This window comes from Pseudomonas umsongensis (assembly GCF_002236105.1).
Taxonomy (GTDB): domain Bacteria; phylum Pseudomonadota; class Gammaproteobacteria; order Pseudomonadales; family Pseudomonadaceae; genus Aquipseudomonas; species Aquipseudomonas umsongensis.
The window spans coordinates 298393-321691 of record NZ_NIWU01000005.1; the positions used below are offsets into that span (position 1 = coordinate 298393).

Below are 23299 nucleotides of genomic sequence, written 5' to 3' on the forward strand. Positions count from 1 at the left end.
ATGAAACCTCAAGCCACGGCGTATAACCAACGCTTGTTACGCGGTCAGGCGCCTTCTTACGAACGCTTGCAGGCACGCCTGGCCGAAGACGGCAGTGAACTCAGTACTGCGCCGATTGCCGTGCATTGCGGCTGGGGCCGGTTGTTGATCGGCCATACGTTCCCCGACCCGACGAGCCTTGCCCAGGCGTTGCTCAATGAACGACCGGGTGAGCGCGACATCGCCCTGTATGTCGCCGCGCCCCAGCAAGTACTGGGGCTGGAGCCGGCCCAGTTGTTTCTCGACCCCTCCGATACTTTGCGGTTGTGGTTCAGCGATTACCGTCAGGCGACCCGCGTGTTTCGCGGCTTTCGCATTCGTCGCGCGCAAGGCGATGCCGACTGGCAGGCGATCAACCAGCTGTATCAGGCACGCGGCATGTTGCCGATCGATGCCAGCTTGCTGACCCCCCGTCATCTGGGCGGCCCGGTGTACTGGCTGGCCGAGGACGAGGACAGCGGCGCAGTCATCGGCAGCGTCATGGGCCTCAATCATCACAAGGCGTTCAACGATCCGGAACACGGCAGCAGCCTCTGGTGCCTGGCCGTCGATCCGCACTGTTCGCGGCCCGGTGTCGGTGAGGTGCTGGTGCGGCATCTGATTGAACACTTCATGAGCCGTGGGCTGAGTTACCTGGACTTGTCCGTGCTGCACGACAATCGCCAGGCCAAAAATCTTTACGCCAAGCTCGGTTTTCGCAACCTGTCGACCTTTGCGATCAAGCGCAAGAACGGCATTAACCAGCCGTTGTTTCTCGGTCCCGGCCCTGAAGCCAAGTTCAACCCCTACGCGCGGATCATCGTCGAGGAAGCCCATCGTCGCGGCATCGATGTGCAGGTCGATGATGTCGCGGCGGGGATGTTTACCCTCAGCCACGGCGGACGGCGGGTACGTTGCCGCGAGTCACTGACCGACCTGACCAGTGCCATCAGCATGAGCCTGTGCCAGGACAAGAGCCTGACCCATAAAGCGCTCACGGCGGCAGGCCTGAACCTGCCCGCGCAGCAACTGGCGGGTAACGCCGATGACAACCTGGCGTTTCTCGACGAACACCAGCGAGTGGTGGTCAAGCCACTGGACGGTGAACAGGGGCAAGGCGTGGCGGTGGATCTGCAGACCATCGAAGAGGTCCAGAACGCCATCGAAGCCGCCCGTCAGTACGACAGTCGCGTGCTGCTGGAAAGCTTCCATGAAGGTCTCGACCTGCGAATTCTGGTGATCGGCTTTGAAGTGGTCGCTGCGGCGATTCGACGGCCCGCCGAGGTGGTGGGCGATGGCCAGCACTCCATCGGCGCGCTGATCGAAGCCCAGAGTCGACGGCGCCAGGCGGCTACCGGCGGCGAAAGCAAGATCCCGCAGGACCCTGAGACCGAGCGCACCGTGCAGGCAGCGGGCTACGACTACGACAGCATACTGCCGCCGGGCGAGCACCTTTTCGTGCGGCGCACGGCAAATCTTCATACCGGTGGGATTCTCGAAGATGTCACCTCGATTCTTCATCCCACGTTGGTGGACGCCGCGGTGCGCGCGGCGCGGGCGCTGGATATTCCCGTGGTCGGACTCGACCTGATGGTGTCTGCCGCCGATCAACCGCAGTACGTATTCATAGAAGCCAACGAGCGCGCCGGACTGGCCAACCATGAACCGCAGCCGACGGCCGAGCGGTTTGTAGACCTGTTGTTTCCGCACAGTCAGCCGGCCGTGTAGCGCCCGATCGTTGCCATGCTCTGTGTGGCAATGCAGCCCGGGACGCTCCGCGTCCCTCAAGAGCCGAACGCAGAGCGTCCGTTGATTCATTCCTTTGCTGCGCGTGAAAACGATCCCTCAACTCATCAGGAGTTTCCATGACCCGCCAATACCCGGAACCAGACCTGACCTACCTGCAGAAAGTCCTGCTGGAAATGCTCGCCATTCCCAGCCCCACCGGCTTCACCGACACCATCGTGCGCTATGTCGCCGAACGGCTCGAAGAGCTGGGCATTCCCTTCGAGATGACACGTCGCGGCACCATCCGCGCCACCCTCAAGGGCAAGAAAAACAGCCCGGACCGCGCCGTTTCCGCGCACCTGGACACCATTGGCGCCGCCGTGCGCGCCATCAAGGACAACGGCCGCCTGACGCTGGCCCCCGTGGGTTGCTGGTCCAGCCGTTTTGCCGAAGGCAGCCGCGTCAGCCTGTTTACCGACAACGGCGTGATCCGTGGCAGCGTGTTGCCGCTAATGGCCTCCGGGCACGCGTTCAACACCGCCGTGGATGAAATGCCAATCAGCTGGGACCACATCGAATTGCGCCTGGACGCTTATTGCGCGACCCGCGCCGATTGTGACTCGCTGGGCATCAGCGTCGGTGATTTCGTCGCCTTCGACCCGCTGCCGGAGTTCACCGAAAGTGGCCACATCAGTGCCCGCCACCTGGACGACAAGGCTGGTGTCGCGGCGCTGCTGGCAGCGTTGAAAGCGATCGTCGACAGCGGCGAAGAGCTGGCGATCGACTGTCATCCACTGTTCACCATCACCGAGGAAACCGGCAGTGGCGCCGCGGCGGCATTGCCCTGGGACGTCAGTGAATTCGTTGGCATCGACATCGCGCCCGTCGCTCCCGGCCAGCACTCCAGCGAACACGCGGTGAGCATTGCGATGCAGGATTCCGGCGGGCCGTACGACTATCACTTGTCGCGCCACCTGCTGCGCCTGGCCAGTGACAACGAGTTGCCCGTACGCCGCGACCTGTTCCGCTACTACTTCAGCGACGCTCACTCGGCGGTCACCGCCGGCCATGACATCCGCACCGCCCTGCTCGCCTTTGGCTGCGACGCCACCCACGGCTACGAACGCACCCACATCGACAGTCTCGCCGCCCTCAGCCGCCTGCTCGGCGCCTACATCCTCAGCCCGCCGGTGTTCGCCAGCGACGCGCAGCCGGCCAAAGGCTCGCTGGACCGGTTCAGTCACCAGATCGAACACGAGACGCAGATGGAAAGCGATACGCGAGTGCCGTCGGTGGATAGCCTGGTGGGACAGCGCAGCGACATCTAACGAAATGCGATCCAGTAGGAGCTGCCGCAGGCTGCGATCTTTTGATCTTAAAAAACAAAGATCAAAAGATCGCAGCCTGCGGCAGCTCCTACTGGTGATGTGGTCATAACCGCCGTAGCATCTCGTCATTGATTTGACCGAGGTACCTATGCTGATTCCACACGACCAACTTGAAGTCGATACCCTGACCCGCCTGATCGAAGATTTCGTGACCCGAGACGGCACCGACAATGGCGATGACACGCCGCTGGAGACCCGTGTATTGCGTGTTCGCCAGGCATTGATCAAGGGCCAGGCCCTGATTGTCTTCGATCCGGAGAGCGAGCAGTGCCAGCTGATGCTCAAGCATGACGTGCCCAAGCATTTATTCGACTGATTTTTTGTCTCGCGAAAGCTTGCGCTGGATTCGCTCGTAGATCTCGCTGCGGTGCACATTGACATGGTTCGGGGCTTCGATGCCGAAGCGCACGTTACCGCCATTGACGGCAATAATGCGCACTGAAATGGTGTCACCGATGGAAATCATCTCGCCGACTACACGACTTAGTACAAGCATGGCTTTGGTCCTTCAGGGTTACCGGGCCTTGAAGATGCCCGGTGCACGACGGGCCTACAAGACAGCCACGGTAATCCAGACCAAACCTACAGCCACGCGGCTGCCTTGCTGAAGGAAATGCCTGACACGCCGCCTTAATCAAGGGCCGCTACGTCAGGAGGCCGAGAAGCGCGGGCCAAACAGGATAACGCTTGCCCCGATCACGCACAGTGCCACGCCTAGCCAGTCGGAACCCAGTGGACGAATCCGCTCGACCACCGCCAGCCAACCAATCGAAGCAATGATGTAGATACCGCCGTAAGCGGCATAGGCACGGCCTGCATAAGTCGCCTCGATGCGCGTCAGCAACAACGCGAACAACGTCAGGCTGAGTAACGCTGGCACCACCCACAAGGCACTTTTACCCTGGCGCAGCCACATCCAGAAGGCGAAGCAACCGGCGATTTCGAACAACGCGGCGAGGAAAAACCACAGGTAATTGAGCATGCGAACGTCTCGCGAGGATGGCCGATGGCGGCCACCCTAACGAGGCTGTCGTGTGCGGGCAAGTTCAGTTTGCGGATTGCTTGGCCTTGGCGCGCATCTTGTCGGCCATCAGGGTCATTTCGTTGTAGAGCAGTTGCGGGTTCTTCTGCTTGAGCGCCCAGGCCTGGCGGCCCTGTTCGTGGGGCAGGATCATGAACTCGCCGACAGCGACCTGCTGAAAGATGTAATCGGCAATATCGGTGGCACTGATGGGCGAGCTTTCCAGCAACTTGCCAACCTGGGCTTTCATGGCCGGCGTCGGGCCGCGGAAGGAGTCCAGCAGATTGGTCTGGAAAAACGACGGGCAAACCACATGCACGCCGACTTCCTGATGCGCGAGTTCAATCAGCAGGCTTTCGGACAACGCCACCACGCCGGCCTTGGCCACGTTGTAGTTGCTCATGGCCGGCCCCTGCATCAACGCCGCCATCGAGGCGATGTTGATGATCTTGCCCTTGCTCTTCTCCAGCAACGGCAGGAAGGCCTTGCAGCCCTTGACCACACCCATGAGGTTGATTGCGATCTGCCAGTCCCAGTCTTCCAGGGACAGTTCGCTGAAGAATCCGCCAGAGGCAACCCCCGCGTTGTTGACGATGATATCGATACCACCGAACTTCGATTCGCAGGCCTGGGCAAACGCGGTCAGTTGGCTGTAATCACGCACATCGCAACGCTGGATAAAACCGTCACCACCGGCTTCGCGCACCTGTTTCAAGGTTTCCTGCAGACCTGGTTCGCTGACGTCCGACAAGGCCAACTGCCAGCCTTCGCGCGCCCAGCGCAACGCGATTTCGCGACCCAGGCCGGAGCCCGCGCCAGTGATCATCATGCGATTTTGCATAGCAAACAGCCTTGTTGTTCCGGGGAAGATGCGTCGAGTGTAGCGAAGGAAATTGGCCGCCCCACGCTCTATCAGATTGCTGAATGCCCCGAGCAAACCGCAATCGTGGCTCAACCAACTAACGCGGCAACAGATTTATCGGTAGATGATTTGAAAAACCGCAAAAAACTTGGAATTTTTTGCCCTGCACCGCGGTCGGATTTTTTAAGCAGCTCGAATAAATGACGTTCCCGCTGACTGATAACGGCTAGGTCATTCCTGAATACTTACAGCAAGGAAACAGATATGGGCACAATACTTCTGATCATTCTGATCCTGTTACTGATCGGTGGTCTACCGGTCTTCCCACACTCCAGAAGTTGGGGTTATGGACCGTCCGGTATCATCGGCGTGGTGTTGGTGGTGATATTGATCCTGTTGTTACTCGGGAAGATATGAAGTTCTGAGTAGCCAATAAAGGCTGCAGAAATTTCGATGCCAGTCAGATAAAACTGACTGGCATCGTTTTTTCCAAAGTTTGCGTCACACGTTAGTGAAAATTCCACTGACAGGATCAACATTGCCTGCATAAGGCACGCTGGTTCCTGCGGCCTTGGCAACGGTTGCCCAGATCCGCTGCATGTCGACGAAGTTCTTGCCGATAACCGGGTTCCCCGTGTGATGCGACTTATCGGCTTGCGTCGTGATATTCAGGTACCGTCCTGCGCCCTCCCCGCTTTTCAACAATCCGCACGCGCCGCCCATCATGACCAGCGGCATATCAATCGAGTGCTCGGGGGCTCCATCAGCCATTTCGCTGGTGACAATGACCAGGACAGATTCGAGCAAGTTGTGACCGGGCATGTCCGGGTCTGCATGCCTGGACAGTTCATCCATCAATTCCCTGACCTGCCGGACATACCATTGCCGTGTTCCTCTCCAGACTGCTTCCCCGGCGTAACGGTGAGCGCAATCATGGGGATTTTTGTCGCGACTGACATCAATGATATTGAGTGACTCCGCCGAGCGTCCGATCTGAACGGTCGCAACGCGGGTAATCCCGCAACTCAAGGCGGTGGCCACCACTTTATGGTGGTCGGCCTGTATGCGTGTGCGGTGCTCCGCCGACTGGTAATCCAGGGGCTCGAGCATCACAGGCTCGCATCCCCCCACGGGCGGCCGCGCTTCCTCAAGGTCCTTGATGACCTGCTCTACTGAATCCAGATGGGTATCAAGCTTTTGCCTCTGGCCGGGGGAGAGCCGGTTTTTGATGTCCTGGATATCCGCCAGGGATGCCTCTAACAGTTTTCCAGCTCCAGGCTCCAGTGCGCGCCGAGCTTGAGCAGGCGTCTTGAACAGCGATTCAGCCATCAGCATGGGGTCGCGGTAGGGCGTGCGAATCGCTTTGCCCTGAAACGACACGAACCAGGGCGTACCGTCGATCCCTGCGTGGGGCCCGGCAAACAAGCTGCGATGCGAGGGTTCATTACCCGGCAGTGCATTTCCCAAGAGGACGTCGATTGATGACTGACTCTGTGCGCTATCACGCAATATATAGTTCCAGTTGTTATGGCCCGAGTTACCTGGCCCCGAGATAATCCCGCGCAGGTACAACGATTGGTTGCGATAAGCCTCCAGCTCTTTACTGACTTCATTCAATGTAAAAGCCGTGGTATCCATCCCCTGTGCAGTGGGATGCCACAAACCGCGCCCATCGCCAAACGGTCCACCCTGATAGGAGTCCACTGCCGTTCCGTCGGGTATTACTACAATCACGACCTTCAACAAGGGTTGCTCGGATTGCCCCGCCAATGCCATGCGCGTCAAACCGAATTGGGTCAATGGACCATAGACACCTGCCGCAACCAATCCCGCGAGAAAACGCCGGCGACTTTTCAAGATGTCCATGATCAGTTCCTCTCGGTTTTGTAGATGAACGCGTTGGAAGTCCCCAGGGTTCGCAACATCTCTTCCAGGGAGCCGGATTTTTTCAAGCCATCGGCAATTGCCTTTACGACTCCCGACGTCGATGCGTCCGATTTGCTGCCGAACACAAACCGGAAATAACTGTCGGCCATACAGAACTGGGAGGCGGGATGGCGGGGTACGATTTTGGCGATACCGCGAACGTCATTGATCGTCTCTGAGCCGGTCGAAGTTAAAAAGGGACCGGATGCCTTGATCGGCAACATCTGAGGATATTGGTCAAAGTTGTAGGCTTTTTCCTGGGTACGATAACGGCCAGCTGCATCGTAATGCTCCATCGCGGCGCCGGTGTCATTCATGAATTGGTGACATTGCCAGCAGCGCCCTCCTGACGCTTGCTCACCGTTGACCAGATCCCAGCGTTCACGGGTGGTGATGGGCTGAGCAGGAAAAACCGGACCTGTAGGGTCTGGCTCAACCGGTGCACCGAACTCACGACAGAACATCTGCTCGCGAATCATGATTCCACGCTTGACCAGTGAGGTGGTCTCGAAATCCGACGTGGCTGCCTGAGTCAGCCCCAGGTGCAACAACCCGCCCCGTTTGTCGTCCACCGCGACTTTTTGCATCGTGCTGCCCGCGACACCGCTGATGCCATAATGCGCAGCCAGGTCCTGATTCAGATAGGTGTAACCGGGGTTGAACAACTTATCCAGGGTGCCTGAATCGAGCAGCATGCTTTTGCTCAGCAGGTATTGCTCCTGTGCCATGAGCGCAATCATTGGCTTGGTCAGCCCCGGCTTTTCCTGAACGCCGCGTGCGGTTTTGATGTAGTAGCTGACGAAGCGGTTGAACTGCTCGATGCCGCGGTCCGTTTGCATCATCCGCTGAATTTCGGCGGAGATCTGTTGTGAAGTCTGCAGTTCATTGCGCTGCGCCTTGGCCAACAGTTCAACATCCGGTGTCGTGCCCAGGAACCCGTAAGAAAGTGCTGTTACCAGCTCGAACGGCGTGAGCTTATACACCTTGCTTGCCCTGGCTGACTCCACCCCCAGCTCCGAGCGATAGAGAAAATGCGGCGACATCAATAGAGCCGCAATCACAGCCGGGGCCCCTTGCTCATCGTGTATTTTCTGATACCGCAAACGCTCGGCATCAGTCACGGGACGACGGAACATCTGATAGCCCAGGGAAGTGACCAGGTCGGTGCCTGTGCGAGAGGTTGCCAGCGCACTCAAGCGCGCAGGTGCCACCTTCTCTGCCACCGACAACGCCATGTCGTAATACAGCTTGACGTCCTCGGCCTGCAGAATGCCCTTGCTCGCTTCCCCTGGGTATTTGAAATCTTTTTCCGACTTGTCGGCCGGTAGTTTCTCGGGATTGACCTCGACCCCCAGGATGTCCCAGATGCTGGCGGCATACTCACTGGGCGTGAGCAATCGCAACTGCCGCGCACCATAGGTCTCGCCATGGTCCAGGTAGGGTTTCCAGATGACGTCGAACAACTGGTTGCTGATTTCGGTCGCACAGGTGGTGTCGCAGTGCCCCGAAACCGGCATGCTCTTGATCTGTTTGACCAACGCTTCCCGACCCGCCACGCTCCAGAGCAAGGCCTTGCTCGCGCTGTCGAAATACTCGACGGAATGGCACTTGGTACAGGCCCCCGCCAGGACCGACTCGCCCAGGTTCTCGACATGTCGATAGGCGATGAGGGGTAGCTGCCGGTCCTCGCTGGACTCATCAATCACCACCGGCTCCAGTTCCGGCTCCGGTTTTTCCTTGGAGTAAAACGGGTAGATCACCTTGTACTTGCCATAGTCGAGGTTACGCGTCGTGCTTGCCCCCCACGGAATCTGTATGAGCAGCGGCTCAGCATGACTCTGATCCTCGTTAACCAGACTGATGCGCCATTGGTCATCGGTGACAGAAGCAGGCTTGCTCGGCGCGTTGATCGTGATCTCGACCGCTAGCTTGATCGGCCGTTCGCGGTATCGCAGGTTGATGGCCTGACTCTTGTTGGTTGGCGATAGCGTGAACGAGGTGTTGCGCACCAGAGGAATCCATTTTTTCACATCATTGAGGCGCAACTGATACTCACCATACGCCAGCCCTTTGAGAACCAGTGCGGACTCATTGTTTAACGGATCCCATGACAGTTGCACCAGTCGGCTATTGCCGTCGGGGGCAATCAGGTAGCCACTGATCATTTCGTCTTCCAGGCCGGGGGGTGACAGCATTGGACGCAGGGCCAGTTCTGTCTCCGGCAGCCCGGTTGCGTCATAGCGCACGCGATAGATGACCCCGGCGACGTCGTCGCTGATCAGCAGGCTGCCATCCGCCAGTTCAAGAAACTCGACGGGACGACCAATGCAAGAGTTGTCCAGGCAATAGACATCAAATCGATCCGGGTCCTGCACAAATCCATTGATCAGCGGGATCTGGTTGACCACGCGCGTACCGCCCTGGATGGTCAGCATTTGTATGTCCATGCCCGGGCGGGCGGTGGAACCGGCACCATGCACGGCCACCAGCAAACGTTGGGTACCCGCCGCAGCCGGGTAACCTGACCAGAACTTGACGCCGAGCGGTGCAGTGTTGGTACCCGACTCAAAAGCGGCCGGCACATAGTCAGCGGGGTGGATCTGCTCGAGCGACTTGTCGGACACAATGGCACCGGGCACCAGCGGCGGCTGGATCACGCCCGGGTTCTGGTACTCCTCTTGAGTGAAACCGGGCGTGTCCCTGCCAAACCGATAAGGCACACCGAAATGCAACCCGGGGCCCCGGATGACGTTGACCTCGTCAGGGTTGGGGAAGCCTTGGCGATTGTTGTCGCTGAACCAGATTTTGCCGTCCTTGGGATTCCAGTCGAAGCCCACAGAGTTACGCACCCCCATGGCCAGGATCTCCGACTCCCCCGTCTCCAGGGAGTACCGCAAGACCGTCCCATAGCGCTTGTCGGCGAGAATCATGCATAGGTTGCACGGAGTGCCGACCGCCGTATAAAGCCACTTGTCCGACGGATCGACTGGGTTGAAGCGCAAGGGGTGTTTCATGTGCCAGATGCGAGTCTTCGAGCCGGACGACAGCGGGGGCAAGGGAAACAGCTTGCCGTCTGCCGGAAAATTGAAAACCAACTCGGGTTTCGGGTCTTTGTAATGATCGTCCGCGTTACGCAAGCGATACAGACCACCTGTGGTCGAGTAATACAGATCACCGTCGCGGTATGCCACGCCGTGAGGCTCTTCCAGGCCCGTGGCAATGACATGAATGCCCGTCGGTTTACCCGCCCCGTCCAGCGGCAACGCGTAGATCATGTCGCCGATTTTTCCGTCATAGACGTACGACGGGATGGCACTGGAGCCGACATACAGGACGTTCTTGCCCATGGCCATCTGCCTGGGCTGGATAAGGCCCTGGGCAAACAACTCGATTTTTATCCCCGGCAAGCCATTGAGCTTGCTCACCTCAACCGGAGGCCGATACTTCACCGCCACGGTTTGCTCCGCCCCTTGCGCCTGCGTGAATGAAACAATGCGCGGGGTGTTCAGCGGGATGTATCCATCAGCGCTGTTCATTACAAGCTGGTAGTCGCAAGCTTTTAGATTATCGAGGTGAATCGTTTCGTTGGCCTTTGCGCTGATCGCAATCTCTTCGGCCTTGCAACGCAACGTCCCGGTGACCGTCTGATCTGCGCGAGCAACACCTGGCACCGCCGGTTTCAGAGGGGCTTTGCCGCTGAGGGTGGAGAAGCTCAGCGTCAGGCGATTGCCCTCGAAGCCACCACAGTCACCAAGTTCTTTCCATGCGTCTTTCCACGGACCGCCGACAACCAATGGCTCATAGACCGGCAGCTTGCACCACTGCCAACTGCCGACGCCAAGTGGGGCCTCGTCATCTTTCCAGCATTCCAATAGCTGGCCGGCATGCTGAACCTGCTGCCCCTGTTCGTAGAGCGCGCCCTTTTCATAAGCAGGCGCTGTACAGGACTGAGGTGATGGAGCTGACTCCGACGATCGGGTGTACACCACTAAAGCGACGACAGCGGCGAGCGCCGCAAACCCCACGAACCACAGCAAACGAAGCACACCGACAGACTTATTCATGAAGCGAGCCTCACTCGTCAGCCAAGTGTTCAACCCCTCGGACAAATCTGTTAATTCAGTGTCCTGCGGCGAACCACCTGAACCGAAGTGGCAGGCCGAAAAAGCGCCTAAGCCAACCCCGGCATTTCTATTGAAATGTCTTCCAGCGCGGTTCCACTGCATGGCCAAAACATGGCATGAACGCCATAGAGACAGGAACAGGCAGACATCATCCTTGCAACGCTGCCCGCTCTCAACGTCGCGGTTGCAAACGTTGGGTCAGGTACTCGAAGCACCTGTATAAGATTCCCAAACCCCCGAGGTGTCTACTGTCAAAGTTGACAGGTTTTCCCCTTGGGTGCGGCACAGCGCCTTACGGCGAGCATAAAAAAATCCGATGCCTGTGCAGGCATCGGATTTTTTGTAGCCCAAGGTCAGGCAGCAAAGCCTAACTGAATACTCAGTCAGGTACGCCGTCGACCACACCAGCGGTGTTGTCGATCAGACTCTTGGTCGCCGTTTGCAGGAACGCTTCGAGCTTGAGCTTCATCTCGGCGGTGCGCGGAGCATCCGGAATCACTTCCGCCCGAGGCGTAGCGCCCAGTTCGTACTGGTACATCTTCGGCGCCATGTCCTTGTCCTTCGGCAATACCAGGATCTGGTCCGCGGTGATGATCGCAGTGGTCTGCTCGCTGCCCGACGGTTTGATCACACCGAAACCGGTGTCGCCTTCTGGCAGGTTGAGCAAGTCACGACCCCAGCACTGATGACGCACTTCACCACCGATGCGGCCCATGATGGTCGGCACGATGTCGACTTGAGTGCCCACGGTGTGGTCGAGCGTGCCAAATTTCTCCTGGATGCCCGGTGCGATCATCAACATCGGTACATTGAAACGGCCCAGGTCCATTTCGGTGATCTGACGTTCGTTACCGAAGCCGTGGTCGCCAACGATGACGAACAGGGTCTCCTTGAAGTAAGGCTCATTACGCGCCTTCTCGAAGAACTGACCCAGCGCCCAATCCGAATAGCGCATGGCGGTCAAATGCTCGTTCAGGCTGCCACGATCGGTGACGCGTTCGACCGGCAATGGGGTCGGCAACGCATAGGGCGTGTGGTTGGACAAGGTTTGCAGCAAGGCATAGAAAGGTTTCTTGTCCTTGCCGTCGCGAGCCTTGAGTTCCACCAGGCCACGGTCGAACATATCCTGGTCGGACACACCCCAGGTCGGGTCGGAGAACACCGGGTTAACGAAGTCGTTGCGACCGATGAAATTGGTCATGCCCTGGTTACTGAAGAAACCCGACTGGTTGTCCCAGGCGAAATCGCCGTTGTAGACATACACATCGTCGTAGTGACGGGCGCTGAGCAACTGCGGAAGGCCAGACAGTTTGTGGCTGCCTTCCGGGGTCTGCATCAGGTATTCGAAACCCGGCAGGTTCGGGAAGCAAGCCATGGTGGCGAACATGCCCTGGTGGGTGTGGGTACCGTTGGAGAAGAAACGGTCGAACAGCAGGCCTTCCTTCGACAGCTTGTCGAGGTACGGCGTGATGTTGCCCGGTGCGCCCAGTGCGCCTACCGAGTGACCGGCCATGCTTTCCATCAGGATCACGACGACGTTCTTGATCGGCAGGGTCTTGTCGACGGGTGGCGTGTAGTCGCGACGCACTGCTGCGGTCTCGCCATCCACCAATTTGTCGTCCTTCATGACCAACAGGTCGCGTACAGTCTGCTGAGCCATCGGTTGTGGCAACGTGGCTTTCCAGATGTTGTCGCGATCTTCAGACATCCGGCTCTTCGCGGCAGCCACCAGGGACAGGGTACCGTTGAGGCCCAGCTGGTTGGCGAAGTTGGAATCGGTGGTGTAGACATCACCCCAACGCATTGGCGGGCCTTGACGCAAGGTTCCGCGGGCCGCGACAACGCAGATCAACAGGCACACCACGAACACCATGGCGCGCGCGTACCAGGGGGCAACCTGCCGAGTGCCAATGCTACCACCGCTGAAAGGTCCACGAGGACGCGTGGCACGGTCGGCACCCTTGAAGGCGAGGCTCAGGATCCAGGTACCCAAGGCCCAGGCCAGCAGGTAGCGGACCACCGGAAAACCGTACCAGAGCATGCTCATCACGGTTTTCGGGTCTTCCTTCACATACTGGAAGACCAGCCCGTTGAGGCGCTGGTGGAATTCACGGTAGAAGTCCATCTCCATCAGGCCCAGGAACAGCGCGATGCTGGCGGTCACCGTCAGCCAGAGACGGAAGATCCCCCGCGCCGCCATGGCCCGGGCACTGAACAGCGCCAGCACCAGCGGAACGCTGAGGTAGACCACCAGGCGCAGGTCGAAACGCAAGCCATTGGCGAATGCTTCGAAAAAGGTCGCGGCCGGTGTGTCGAGGATCATTTCGCGGTTGTAGACGAGCAGCGCGAGGCGCAGCACGGAAAACATCACCATCATGACCAGGGCGCACAACAGTGTGTAGGCCAGATGCGATTTGACGGTCGGTTGCAGCAAGCGACTCGATGCTCGCTTCTGACTCAGGGCGTCCGGAATAGCCATGTCGTTTTTAGGACCCATTGGAAGTTGAAGTTTCAAAAATACAGCTGCGCCCTGCCCTCTGTTGGCCAGTACTCGGCCCCGGGGTTCGCGCGGTGCGCAAATGTTGCACGATCAATCGCGGCATTGCCATTGATTACTGTTCGTCGATGGCCGCGCGGGGGGGAATTGTCTTGGAGGCTTTGTGAAAATTTTGTACAGCGAATATTAGGTAACACAATAAAGGCTTCTGTAGGAGCGAGCACGCTCGCGATGGACGTCAACGATTACGCGGGTTGTCTGCATGCCCGGGTTGTCCTGGCGTTTTTCGCGAGCATGCTCGCTCCTACAAGGAACAGGTGGCACCCGCTTTTATTTCTCGGCCAGAGCCTTCAGGTTCTTCAAGGTATTGAATGGCGCATCCACCACAAACTTGTTGGCCACCATCGATGGCACGCTACCACCGGGCTCGGTATGCACCTGATAGGTCACTTCAACCTGATCGCCCTTGGGTACGAACTTCCAGAAACCATCGACCTTGGCGACCCGGACAAAGCCCTTTTCTTCAGGAAGGTATTTGGGCACGCCCTCGAGCTTGCGCGTCAGGCTGCCATCGGCGCCTGCGATCGTGGTGATATGCAGCACCGAATCTCGCGGTGTGACCGGCCATGGCGTATTGAACTGGGTGTAGGTCCAGTTCTGATCGCTTTCCTGCTTGAGCAACTTCTGGGTCTTGCACTCGTGAATCCAGGCGCAGGCACCGACCACGTCTTCCTGCAGGGCGCGCAGCTTGGCCACGGTGGTCTTCATCAGGGTGACGCCCTGATAGGCCTTGTAGTCGGAGCCGGCCACTTCACTCAGGGAGATCTTGATGCCGTCTTCGTTCCTGGCGACTTTCCAGTCTTCGGCCTGGGCAATTGAAGTGGCCAGAACAGCCGTCAAACCACACAACACAGCGATACGATGCAGCGAACCCATAATCTTATTCCTTATTGTTGAAGTTCCGTTCTGTAAACACATCACGCGGCGGTCATCTGCTCCCACCAGCCAATCAACCGGATAGCTTCTTCGCTGCTGTTGCCACACACCTCAATGTCAGCCTCGAACGCCGAACACACCGCCGGGCGCTCGGGTTTACCGAAAATCTTGCACAGGTTTTCGGCAGACAGTTGCAGGCAACGTTCCCCGGCGGCTTTGCCATGGGGCATACCGGGAATCGGTGAACTGATGGAAGGGGCAATGCAGCAGGCGCCACAGCCCTCACGGCATTTCATGACGAAAAGCTCCTCGCGACGAGCAATGTATTAAAGGACGGGCACAGAGTAACCGCTAAAACAGTTGTTTTAAATTACCCTTGCCTGGGTATTTACCTGCAAACGGGCGTGACCGGCCAGTCTCCGACCAGCTGTCTGCTGGCAGGTCAGCCAAAGGCGGGATTTACCGCTTGAACTCGAATTCCAGGGCGGCGCCTTCGACTTCATGACGCTCTTCGTTACGCATTTGCAACTGCATTTCGTTGTTGATCAGCCTGCCATTGAGCTGGAACTGGCTGCTTTTGTCGCCGAACATTTGCGGCAGCACCGGTTCACGCTTGGGCAATGGAACGGTACCGACCGGTTTCAGCTCCTCGACCATGTCCTTGGGCAGGCTCAAATCGAGGTTGGCTGAAGGTACCGGGGTTTTCACCACCGCACTGGCCGGTTTTGACTTGGCGGCATTCGGTGGGCGTTTTTTTACCGTGGTTGGCTTTTTGACCGGTGCAGTTTTTTTCGGGGTTGCCTTGGCATCGCTGGCGGCGGGCTTTGCCTGCACGGACTCGGCCTTGACGGACGCCGGCTGAACACTCACTAACAGGCAGATCAACAGCCAGACGGCAGGAAAAATCGGCTTCATGTACCCAACGATGCAAACGGCGAAAACGACAGAGGTGTCTATGCTCCCCTGTTGCGCGCCCCGTGACAAGCACGGACGGAGACCGCCCGGTCAAAAGCCCCCGGCCATCTCCTGGCAGAGCTGGGTGGCAAGCATGCCCAGGGTCATCAACGCACGTTCGGCTTCGCGGTTCCACGGGATGCCGCAGTTGAGCCGAATGCAGTGATTGAACTGCTCGGTGTTACTGAAAATCAGCCCCGGCGCGATACTGATGCCCTGCTGCAACGCTCGCACATGCAGCTCCTGGGTATTGACCCGTCCTGGCAGGCTCACCCACAAAATGAAACCGCCGGTTGGCCGGGTCATCTGCGTGCCTTCGGGGAAATACTGCTGCACCGCCAGTTGGAAAGCGCTGAGGTTCTTGCGGTACTCCTGGCGGATGTAACGCAAATGGCGGTCGTAACCACCATTTTCCAGATAGGCGGCAATGCCCATCTGCGTGACGCTGCAGGCCGAATGGGTACTGAAGGTCTGCAAGCGCTGGATCTCCTGCTGGTACTTGCCGGCAATCATCCAGCCGATCCGCACCCCTGGCGACAGGGTCTTGGAGAAGCTCGAGCAATAAATCACCCGATCCAGCCGATCATAGGCCTTGAGCGATTTGGTGCGACCTTGCTCAAACATCAGCTCACCGTAGATATCGTCTTCGACTATCTGGATGTCAAAGTCCGACGCCAGGCGCAACAGCTGCTTCTGCCGCTCTTCAGGCATGGTGCCGCCCAACGGATTGCTCAAGCGCGTGGTCAGCACCAGCGCCTTGATCGACCATTGGTTGGCCGCCAACTGCAGCGCTTCAAGGCTCATGCCAGTGGACGGGTCGCTGGGGATTTCGATGACCTTGAGGCCCAGGAGATCGGCCAATTGCAACAAACCGTAGTAAGTCGGCGATTCGGCCGCGATCAGGTCACCGGGCCGGGTCAGCACCCGCAGGGACATCTGCAAGGCGTCGACGCAGCCGTGGGTGATCACCACCTCAGAAGGATCGACCACCACGCCGGCATCGCGCATGCGGATCGCCACCTGTCGACGCAAGGGCTCGAAACCGGGGCTGAACATGTAGCTGAAAGCCCGCGGGCTATGGAACCGGGTGACCTTGGCCAATTGCTGATGCAGGGCACGCACCGGCAAATAGTCGACGCTGGGCACCGCGGCACCCAGCGGGAAAACGCCTTCGCGGCGGGACTCGACCAACACTTGTTGAATGATGCTGCTGCGGGTCACCAGGCCTGGACGTTCGACACGGGCGATGTCCGGGGTCGGCGCAGTCAGCGCCGGGGTCTGGTGCACGTAATAACCGGACTGCGGCCGCGCGCGAATCAGCCCCTGGTCTTCAAGGTTGGCATACGCCTGCAACACCGTGGCATGGCTGACATTGAGCTGCGAACTCATCTTGCGCACCGAAGGCACGCGCTCTCCCGGTTGATAGACACCTCGGCGGATGTCTTCAGCCAGTTGCTGAGCAATACGTTGATAGAGCAAGAGGTTGGTCATGACGCAGCACTCGATTTCACGGGCATTTTATTCTTGTGTAAAACAATACCGGAACAGTTTAGAAGTGTACTGGGACAGTTGCCACAATAGTCGACAGTACAGTGCAGTGTCAGCAAAAACTGTACTGTTTTGTGCGCTAATCGGCAGGCGAAAAAAAACCCGGCGCTGTCTGCCAGGCCGGGCTTTGTAGGAACCGGCTTGCTGGCGATGGCAAAACCGCGGTGTTTCAGATGAATCGCAGTGATGGCATCGCCAGCAAGCCGGCTCCTACGGAGTGCGTGATTTCATTAGCGGGCAGCGCCGAGCTGGCCTTTTTCGTCGGAAAACACAATTTCCACCCGACGGTTCTGTGCCCGCCCCCGTTCGGAGGCGTTCGCGTCAACCGGATACTCGTCGCCATACCCTTCAACCAGGATGCGCTTGTCGTCGATGCCCAGGTCCATCAGCACATCCGCGACCGATTGGGCCCGGTCGCGGGACAGCTTGAGGTTTTCCTGCTTGCCGCCGGTACTGTCGGCGTAACCCTCGATGCGCACCACGCGCTTGGGGTTGAGTTGCAGGAACTGCACGATCTTCAGCACCACGCGGTTGGCCGAGTTTTTCAGCTCTGCTTCGCCGGTGTCGAACAGCACATCACCCAGGGTCATCACCAGGCCACGGTCGGTCTGGGTGGTGGCCAGGGCCAGGATCTGCTCTTCCAGCCATTTGCCCTGCTGCTGCACGCTGAGCAACTTGGATTCGCGCAAGGCCAGTTGCAGGCGCTGACGTTCCAGCTCGAGCTTGGCGGCGCGCTCTTCATTGAGCACCTGATTGGTGTGCTCCCGGGCGATCTCGCTGTAGCGCTGGCTCAGGTAAGCGTAATGCACCACATCCGAGCCGCTGCCCCAATAGGTGGACAAACGGTCGGCGCGGGCCAGGGACTCACCGGCGCGAATCACGTCCTTGGGGGCGATGCGCAGCACGTTGGAGTCTTCCTTGACCTTCTGGAAGTCGGCGCCTGCCTGTTGCAGCGCCGCTTCGCCTTGCTGGCCGGCGCAGCCGACAAGGCTGACGGTTCCTGCCAGGATCAAAGCGCCGAAAATGTTGGACTTGAGGCTCATTGGGCTGCTCCCAACTGCTTTTGCAGGCGGGCGATGCGGGTATTGAGCACGTTCAGCTGTTCTTCACTCTTGAGGGTCAGGACCCGGGCTTCGGCCAGGCGCGCGTCCAGCTCGGCCTGCTCGGCGCGCATCCGCGCATTCCTGAAAGACTGGTCAGCCATGCTGCCCTTGGCCCGGTTGTATTTGTCTTCGGCCAGTTTCATCTCCGGCACTTCATCGGCAGTGGCACCCACGGCACGGGCTTGCTCGACGGCCTGTGCGGTCAGGCGCATTTGTTCATTCGGCGCCGGATCGGCTGCACAACCCGCCAGAGCCAGAACGGCCAGGGCAGCGAAAAGAGGTCGAATACTCACTAAAAATCCCTACTGTTTTGGGGTACTGACAGGTTGCTTCTGCTGCGCATTCCAAAGCTCGATATTGCGTTGCAGCACGGCTTCCGTCAGTCCGGACGCGGGCAATTCTGTCATCTTTTTGGCCAACTGTCCGCGCAACCACGGATCGTTGCAGGCGGAGTTGTGGGAAAGCGCCAGAAACAGCCCGGGTTTGTCGACCGGCTGCACACGGGCGACCAGGTCATTGGCCATGCCCAGTGTCTGCGCCATGGCCATGCCGGAGTAGCGCCCTGCCAAGACAAACTCTACCTCCCCCAGGAGCAATTTCTGCAAGGCCTGGGTCAGGTTTGGCGTACGGGTGAGGGTCAATTGCTGCTCGGCGAAAGTGGCGAATTGCGAGGTCAATCGAGACTTTTCCGACAACGCCCCAGGATGACCGTGCAAGTCCTGGACGTCGTTGTAGACCAGCGACGAATCCTTGCGGGTCCACACCAGATAATCGTTTTCCAGCAGCGGCGGATGGATGTAGTCCAGGGATTCCAGCTCGCCAACTGTCAACGGCGCGTCCGCCAGCATGTCCATGCGCCCGCTGCGCACTTCGTCCAGTGCCTGGGAACGTTTGCCGGCGTAGAGCACCTGGACCTTGATGCCCAACTGCCCCGCTACCTGCTGCAACAAATCGGCACTGGCGCCAATCAAGTGCTTGGGATCCTGCGGGTCTTGCCACAGGTACGGTGGCGCATCCGGGCTGCCGGTGACCACCAGGCGTTCGCATTTGCCAGCGGCAATGGACAGTGCTGGCAATAGCGCCAGACCTAGAAAACTCCACGCGAGACGCAGATCCATAGCAGCACACTCCCGTTGAGACCGTTTATATCCCTGTAGGAGCGAGCCTGCTCCTACAGGTACAGAGGCAAAAAAAAGCCCGACCAAAGGGTCGGGCTCTTTATAAGTGAAGCAGCCGGATTAGACCAGCTTCTCCAACTCAGGGATGGCTTCGAACAGGTCCGCCACCAGGCCGTAATCGGCCACCTGGAAGATCGGCGCTTCTTCGTCCTTGTTGATCGCAACGATCACCTTGGAGTCTTTCATGCCGGCCAGGTGCTGGATCGCGCCGGAAATACCGACGGCGATGTACAGCTGTGGAGCAACGATCTTGCCGGTCTGACCGACCTGCATGTCGTTGGGTACGAAACCTGCGTCGACCGCAGCACGCGAAGCACCCACGGCTGCGCCCAGCTTGTCGGCCAGGGCGTACAGGTGCTTGAAGTTGTCGCCGTTCTGCATGCCGCGACCGCCGGAAACGACGATCTTGGCAGCGGTCAATTCCGGACGATCGGACTTGGCCAGCTCTTCGCCAACGAAGCTGGAGATGCCAGCGTCGTGGGCAGCGCCAACGGCCTCAACAGCTGCGGAACCGCCTTCAGCTGCAACCGGGTCGAAACCGGTGGCACGCACGGTGATCACTTTCACTGCAGCGTTCGATTGAACGGTAGCGATAGCGTTACCGGCGTAGATCGGACGCTTGAAGGTGTCAGCGCTTTCGACCGAGATGATCTCGGAGATCTGGTCAACGTCCAGTGCAGCGGCAACGCGCGGCAGGATGTTTTTGCCGTTGGAAGTAGCGGCAGCCAGGATGTGGCTGTAGCCCTTGCCCAACTCTGCAACCAGAGGCGCAACGTTTTCCGGCAACTGATGCGCGTAAGCGGCGTTGTCGGCCAGCAGCACTTTAGCCACGCCAGCGATTTTCGCAGCGGCTTCAGCCACGGCGCCAGCGCCCTGGCCGGCAACCAGCACGTGGATGTCACCGCCAATCTTGGCAGCGGCAGCAACGGTGTTCAGTGTGGCCGGGGCCACTACTTTGTTGTCGTGTTCAGCAATAACCAAGATAGTCATTTAGATTACCTTCGCTTCGTTTTTCAGTTTCTCGACCAGTTCAGCCACCGACTTGACCTTGATACCCGCGCTGCGTGCAGCAGGCGCTTCGACTTTCACGGTCTTGTTGGTGGAGGCGGTGGAAACGCCCAAAGCGTCCGGAGTCAGCGTCTCGAGAGGCTTCTTCTTGGCTTTCATGATGTTTGGCAGGGACGCGTAGCGCGGCTCGTTCAAACGCAGGTCGGTGGTGACGATGGCCGGCAGCTTCAGGGAAACTGTCTGCGCGCCGCCGTCGATTTCACGAGTAACAGCTACGCTATCGCCGCTGATTTCGACTTTGGAGGCGAACGTGCCCTGACCGTAACCGCTCAGTGCCGCCAGCATCTGGCCAGTCTGGTTGTTGTCGCTGTCGATGGCTTGTTTGCCAAGGATCACCAGCTGAGGCTGTTCCTTGTCGACAACAGCTTTCAACAGTTTGGCAACGGCCAGGGAAGTCAGGTCTTCGGCGGACTCGACGAGGATGGCGCGGTCGGCACCCAGAGCCAGCGCGGTGCGCAGTTGCTCTTGAGCGGTGGACGGGCCTACGGAGACGACGACGATTTCAGTCGCAACACCCTTCTCTTTCAGGCGTACGGCTTCTTCCACGGCGATCTCGCAGAACGGGTTCATCGACATCTTGACGTTGGCAAGGTCGACGCCGGAATTGTCCGCCTTGACGCGAACTTTCACGTTGTAATCCACAACGCGTTTGACAGCTACAAGAACCTTCATGGATTCCTCGTTACTCTCCGGTGAAAAGAAAGTCGCCTAGGCGAACCTGGCGGATAATGCTCATCGGGCGCAAGGGCACCTCCAAAAACGCCGGCAAAAGTGTCAAGTGACCATCGTTCATGATGCTGATGACCGTTTGTCAGCAGTGACTGACGAGTCATTCAATATCGTGACGTGTAGACTGCGCATCAAACCCGCGCGGCGCATCACCTTCTACTGCCATCGCCCTGTCTTTAGAGGTGCTCTTGAAACCAACAGTCAGCCTACGGCGAGCGCAAAACCGCCCGTATCTTGACCGGAACACCTATTCCGGTCAATACGCCAAAATGGCCGTTCATAAGGCGGGTGACTTTGATTTCTCTGGCTTTGAGCCATTTCAAACAAACGTTTGTATTGGACGCTGAGAGTGGTGTAGATATAATGCGCCACCAAAGAGAAAGGTGGTTAATCGATTGTCCTCTCCCGGCGTTGCGCAGGGATTCATGGATGCGACACCCAACCTCCATATTAGAAAAAAAACTGTTGAGCCTTGAGTAGGAGATAACCTGTGGAACGCGAATACATGGAATTCGACGTGGTCATCGTCGGTGCCGGCCCCGCTGGTCTTTCCGCTGCCTGCCGATTGAAGCAGAAGGCCGCCGAAGCCGGTAAGGAAATCAGCGTCTGCGTGGTCGAAAAAGGCTCCGAAGTCGGTGCTCACATCTTGTCCGGTGCGGTATTCGAACCCCGCGCCCTGAACGAACTGTTCCCGAACTGGAAAGAACTCGGCGCGCCGCTGAACACGCCGGTCACCCGCGATGACATCTTCGTGCTGAAAAACGCCGAAAGCGCGCAAAAAATTCCAGACTTCTTTGTGCCCAAGACCATGCACAACGAAGGCAACTACATCATTTCCCTGGGCAACCTGTGCCGCTGGCTGGCCCAGCAGGCCGAGAACCTGGGCGTGGAGATCTACCCAGGCTTCGCCGCCCAGGAAGCGCTGTTCGACGAGAATGGCGTGGTCCGCGGGATTATCACCGGCGATCTGGGCGTTGACCGCGAAGGCAACCCAAAAGAAGGCCTGTACACCCCAGGCATGGAACTGCGCGGCAAGTACACGCTGTTCGCCGAAGGATGCCGCGGCCACATCGGCAAGCAACTGATCAAGCGCTTCAACCTCGCCAGCGATGCCGACGCCCAGCACTACGGCATCGGCCTGAAGGAAATCTGGGAAGTCGACCCGGCCAAGCACCAGCCAGGCCTGGTGGTGCACACCGCCGGTTGGCCGATGGACATCATGGGCACCGAGAACACCGGTGGCTCGTTCCTCTACCACCTGGAAAACAATCAGGTGGTCGTGGGCCTGATCGTCGACCTGTCGTACAGCAACACCTACCTGTCGCCGTTCGACGAGTTCCAGCGCCTCAAGCATCACCCGGTGCTCAAGCAGTACCTGGAAGGCGGCAAGCGCGTCAGCTACGGCGCCCGCGCCATCTGCAAGGGTGGCCTGAACTCGCTGCCGAAGATGGTCTTCAAGGGCGGCGCGCTGATCGGCTGCGACCTCGGCACCCTGAACTTCGCCAAGATCAAGGGCAGCCACACCGCGATGAAGTCCGGCATGCTGGCGGCTGACGCCGTGGCCGATCGCCTGTTCGCCGAGTCCGAAGGTGGCGATGAACTGACCAATTACGTCGAAAGCTTCAAGAACAGCTGGCTGTACGAAGAACTGTTCGCGAGCCGCAACTTCGGCCCGGCGATCCACAAGTTCGGCGCCATCGTCGGCGGTGGTTTCAACTGGCTGGACCAGAACATCTTCGGCGGCAAACTGCCGTTCACCCTGCACGACACCAAGCCGGATTACGCGTGCCTCAAACTGGCGGCCGACTGCAAGAAGATCGACTACCCGAAACCGGACGGCAAGATCAGCTTCGACAAACTGAGCTCGGTGTTCATTTCCGGGACCAACCATGAAGAAGAGCAACCTTGCCACCTGAAACTGGCCGACGCGAGCATCCCGATCAGCAAGAACCTGCCGCTTTACGACGAACCGGCCCAGCGTTACTGCCCGGCCGGCGTGTATGAAGTGGTGACCAAGGAAGACGGTGAGAAGCGCTTCCAGATCAACGCCCAGAACTGCGTTCACTGCAAGACCTGCGACATCAAGGACCCTGCACAGAACATCACCTGGGTGACACCGGAAGGTGCTGGCGGCCCGACTTACCCGAACATGTAAGCCGAACCACTGAACATCAAGGCTCCCGAATGGGGGCCTTTTTGTTGCCTGCAATTTAGGCAAC

Annotated in this window: 20 protein-coding genes; 5 read left to right on the plus strand and 15 right to left on the minus strand. The window is 58.7% G+C overall.

All coding sequences use genetic code 11. The annotated features are described in order from the left end of the window. The 3 genes from ngg to PSUM_RS23590 all read left to right on the plus strand — a co-directional run bounded on the left by ngg (nucleotide 1) and on the right by PSUM_RS23590 (nucleotide 3450). Nucleotides 1-1746, plus strand: coding sequence for an N-acetylglutaminylglutamine synthetase (ngg, locus tag PSUM_RS23580; protein WP_020799983.1), 1746 nt, complete (start codon nucleotides 1-3; stop codon nucleotides 1744-1746). 137 nt (nucleotides 1747-1883) lie between these two features. Next, on the plus strand, nucleotides 1884-3074 hold the full coding sequence (locus PSUM_RS23585; protein WP_033043117.1) for an osmoprotectant NAGGN system M42 family peptidase: 1191 nt from the start codon (nucleotides 1884-1886) through the stop codon (nucleotides 3072-3074). 148 nt (nucleotides 3075-3222) lie between these two features. Continuing rightward, nucleotides 3223-3450 carry a YheU family protein gene (locus PSUM_RS23590; protein ID WP_008060849.1) on the plus strand — a complete coding sequence of 76 codons (228 nt, stop codon included), beginning with the start codon at nucleotides 3223-3225 and terminating at the stop codon, nucleotides 3448-3450. Here PSUM_RS23590 and csrA read toward each other — a convergent pair. The 3 genes from csrA to PSUM_RS23605 all read right to left on the minus strand — a co-directional run bounded on the left by csrA (nucleotide 3439) and on the right by PSUM_RS23605 (nucleotide 4996). After that, entirely contained in the window at nucleotides 3439-3630 is a 192-nt protein-coding gene (gene csrA, locus PSUM_RS23595) for a carbon storage regulator CsrA (RefSeq protein WP_020799981.1), read from the minus strand. The two genes, PSUM_RS23590 and csrA, sit on opposite strands and share 12 nt — an antisense overlap. A 153-nt stretch (nucleotides 3631-3783) precedes the next feature. Beyond that, nucleotides 3784-4116, minus strand: a complete 333-nt coding sequence (locus tag PSUM_RS23600; RefSeq protein ID WP_020799980.1) for a YnfA family protein — start codon at nucleotides 4114-4116, stop codon at nucleotides 3784-3786. Nucleotides 4117-4180: 64 nt separating this feature from the next. Continuing rightward, a complete protein-coding gene (locus PSUM_RS23605) occupies nucleotides 4181-4996 on the minus strand; it encodes an SDR family oxidoreductase (RefSeq protein WP_020799978.1) in 816 nt (271 codons plus the stop codon). Nucleotides 4997-5281: 285 nt separating this feature from the next. Between PSUM_RS23605 and PSUM_RS23610 the strand changes: the two genes are divergently transcribed. Then, a complete protein-coding gene (locus PSUM_RS23610) occupies nucleotides 5282-5434 on the plus strand; it encodes a DUF3309 family protein (protein ID WP_008060837.1) in 153 nt (50 codons plus the stop codon). 84 nt (nucleotides 5435-5518) lie between these two features. Here PSUM_RS23610 and PSUM_RS23615 read toward each other — a convergent pair whose 3' ends face one another. The 12 genes from PSUM_RS23615 to PSUM_RS23670 form a co-directional block, all read right to left on the minus strand. After that, a complete protein-coding gene (locus PSUM_RS23615; protein ID WP_083349633.1) occupies nucleotides 5519-6883 on the minus strand; it encodes a DUF1552 domain-containing protein in 1365 nt (454 codons plus the stop codon). A gap of 2 nt (nucleotides 6884-6885) precedes the next feature. Then, nucleotides 6886-11007, minus strand: coding sequence for a DUF1592 domain-containing protein (locus PSUM_RS23620; protein ID WP_231989888.1), 4122 nt, complete (start codon nucleotides 11005-11007; stop codon nucleotides 6886-6888). Nucleotides 11008-11446: 439 nt separating this feature from the next. Next, nucleotides 11447-13546, minus strand: a complete 2100-nt coding sequence (locus tag PSUM_RS23625; protein WP_020799975.1) for an LTA synthase family protein — start codon at nucleotides 13544-13546, stop codon at nucleotides 11447-11449. Between the two features lie 348 nt (nucleotides 13547-13894). Further along, nucleotides 13895-14500: an START domain-containing protein gene (locus tag PSUM_RS23630; protein WP_083349635.1), complete on the minus strand. Its 606-nt coding sequence runs from the start codon at nucleotides 14498-14500 to the stop codon at nucleotides 13895-13897. Between the two features lie 41 nt (nucleotides 14501-14541). Beyond that, complete coding sequence (locus PSUM_RS23635; RefSeq protein WP_033045318.1) at nucleotides 14542-14796, minus strand: YkgJ family cysteine cluster protein; 255 nt, start codon at nucleotides 14794-14796, stop codon at nucleotides 14542-14544. Between the two features lie 163 nt (nucleotides 14797-14959). Beyond that, the gene (locus PSUM_RS23640) at nucleotides 14960-15415 is read right to left on the minus strand and encodes a hypothetical protein (RefSeq protein WP_033045320.1); all 456 of its coding nucleotides are present in this window, start codon (nucleotides 15413-15415) and stop codon (nucleotides 14960-14962) included. A gap of 90 nt (nucleotides 15416-15505) precedes the next feature. After that, nucleotides 15506-16945 (minus strand): aminotransferase-like domain-containing protein, encoded by a 1440-nt coding sequence (locus PSUM_RS23645; RefSeq protein WP_020799971.1) that lies wholly within the window; start codon nucleotides 16943-16945, stop codon nucleotides 15506-15508. A gap of 287 nt (nucleotides 16946-17232) precedes the next feature. After that, on the minus strand, nucleotides 17233-18045 hold the full coding sequence (locus tag PSUM_RS23650) for an OmpA family protein (protein WP_020799970.1): 813 nt from the start codon (nucleotides 18043-18045) through the stop codon (nucleotides 17233-17235). Beyond that, nucleotides 18042-18398, minus strand: coding sequence for a DUF4398 domain-containing protein (locus PSUM_RS23655; protein ID WP_008060823.1), 357 nt, complete (start codon nucleotides 18396-18398; stop codon nucleotides 18042-18044). Before PSUM_RS23655 ends, PSUM_RS23650 begins: the two co-directional genes overlap by 4 nt. A 9-nt stretch (nucleotides 18399-18407) precedes the next feature. Next, nucleotides 18408-19223, minus strand: a complete 816-nt coding sequence (locus tag PSUM_RS23660; protein ID WP_020799968.1) for a substrate-binding periplasmic protein — start codon at nucleotides 19221-19223, stop codon at nucleotides 18408-18410. Nucleotides 19224-19343: 120 nt separating this feature from the next. Next, entirely contained in the window at nucleotides 19344-20273 is a 930-nt protein-coding gene (locus PSUM_RS23665; protein WP_020799967.1) for an electron transfer flavoprotein subunit alpha/FixB family protein, read from the minus strand. After that, on the minus strand, nucleotides 20274-21023 hold the full coding sequence (locus PSUM_RS23670; protein WP_008017740.1) for an electron transfer flavoprotein subunit beta/FixA family protein: 750 nt from the start codon (nucleotides 21021-21023) through the stop codon (nucleotides 20274-20276). A gap of 547 nt (nucleotides 21024-21570) precedes the next feature. Between PSUM_RS23670 and PSUM_RS23675 the strand changes: the two genes are divergently transcribed. Beyond that, the gene (locus tag PSUM_RS23675) at nucleotides 21571-23235 is read left to right on the plus strand and encodes an electron transfer flavoprotein-ubiquinone oxidoreductase (RefSeq protein ID WP_020799964.1); all 1665 of its coding nucleotides are present in this window, start codon (nucleotides 21571-21573) and stop codon (nucleotides 23233-23235) included. Nucleotides 23236-23299: the final 64 nt, after the last annotated feature.

Excerpts from the sequence above, each read along its gene's own strand:
- PSUM_RS23585 (WP_033043117.1), top strand. The coding sequence starts at position 1,884 with ATGACCCGCCAATACCCGGAACCAGACCTGACCTACCTGCAGAAAGTC.
- PSUM_RS23650 (WP_020799970.1), bottom strand. The coding sequence starts at position 18,045 with ATGAGCCTCAAGTCCAACATTTTCGGCGCTTTGATCCTGGCAGGAACC.
- PSUM_RS23610 (WP_008060837.1), top strand. The coding sequence starts at position 5,282 with ATGGGCACAATACTTCTGATCATTCTGATCCTGTTACTGATCGGTGGT.
- PSUM_RS23605 (WP_020799978.1), bottom strand. The coding sequence starts at position 4,996 with ATGCAAAATCGCATGATGATCACTGGCGCGGGCTCCGGCCTGGGTCGC.
- PSUM_RS23590 (WP_008060849.1), top strand. The coding sequence starts at position 3,223 with ATGCTGATTCCACACGACCAACTTGAAGTCGATACCCTGACCCGCCTG.
- PSUM_RS23670 (WP_008017740.1), bottom strand. The coding sequence starts at position 21,023 with ATGAAGGTTCTTGTAGCTGTCAAACGCGTTGTGGATTACAACGTGAAA.
- PSUM_RS23620 (WP_231989888.1), bottom strand. The coding sequence starts at position 11,007 with ATGAATAAGTCTGTCGGTGTGCTTCGTTTGCTGTGGTTCGTGGGGTTT.
- PSUM_RS23635 (WP_033045318.1), bottom strand. The coding sequence starts at position 14,796 with ATGAAATGCCGTGAGGGCTGTGGCGCCTGCTGCATTGCCCCTTCCATC.
- PSUM_RS23665 (WP_020799967.1), bottom strand. The coding sequence starts at position 20,273 with ATGACTATCTTGGTTATTGCTGAACACGACAACAAAGTAGTGGCCCCG.
- PSUM_RS23640 (WP_033045320.1), bottom strand. The coding sequence starts at position 15,415 with ATGAAGCCGATTTTTCCTGCCGTCTGGCTGTTGATCTGCCTGTTAGTG.
- PSUM_RS23615 (WP_083349633.1), bottom strand. The coding sequence starts at position 6,883 with ATGGACATCTTGAAAAGTCGCCGGCGTTTTCTCGCGGGATTGGTTGCG.
- PSUM_RS23630 (WP_083349635.1), bottom strand. The coding sequence starts at position 14,500 with ATGGGTTCGCTGCATCGTATCGCTGTGTTGTGTGGTTTGACGGCTGTT.
- PSUM_RS23660 (WP_020799968.1), bottom strand. The coding sequence starts at position 19,223 with ATGGATCTGCGTCTCGCGTGGAGTTTTCTAGGTCTGGCGCTATTGCCA.
- PSUM_RS23600 (WP_020799980.1), bottom strand. The coding sequence starts at position 4,116 with ATGCTCAATTACCTGTGGTTTTTCCTCGCCGCGTTGTTCGAAATCGCC.
- PSUM_RS23625 (WP_020799975.1), bottom strand. The coding sequence starts at position 13,546 with ATGGCTATTCCGGACGCCCTGAGTCAGAAGCGAGCATCGAGTCGCTTG.
- PSUM_RS23645 (WP_020799971.1), bottom strand. The coding sequence starts at position 16,945 with ATGACCAACCTCTTGCTCTATCAACGTATTGCTCAGCAACTGGCTGAA.
- ngg (WP_020799983.1), top strand. The coding sequence starts at position 1 with ATGAAACCTCAAGCCACGGCGTATAACCAACGCTTGTTACGCGGTCAG.
- csrA (WP_020799981.1), bottom strand. The coding sequence starts at position 3,630 with ATGCTTGTACTAAGTCGTGTAGTCGGCGAGATGATTTCCATCGGTGAC.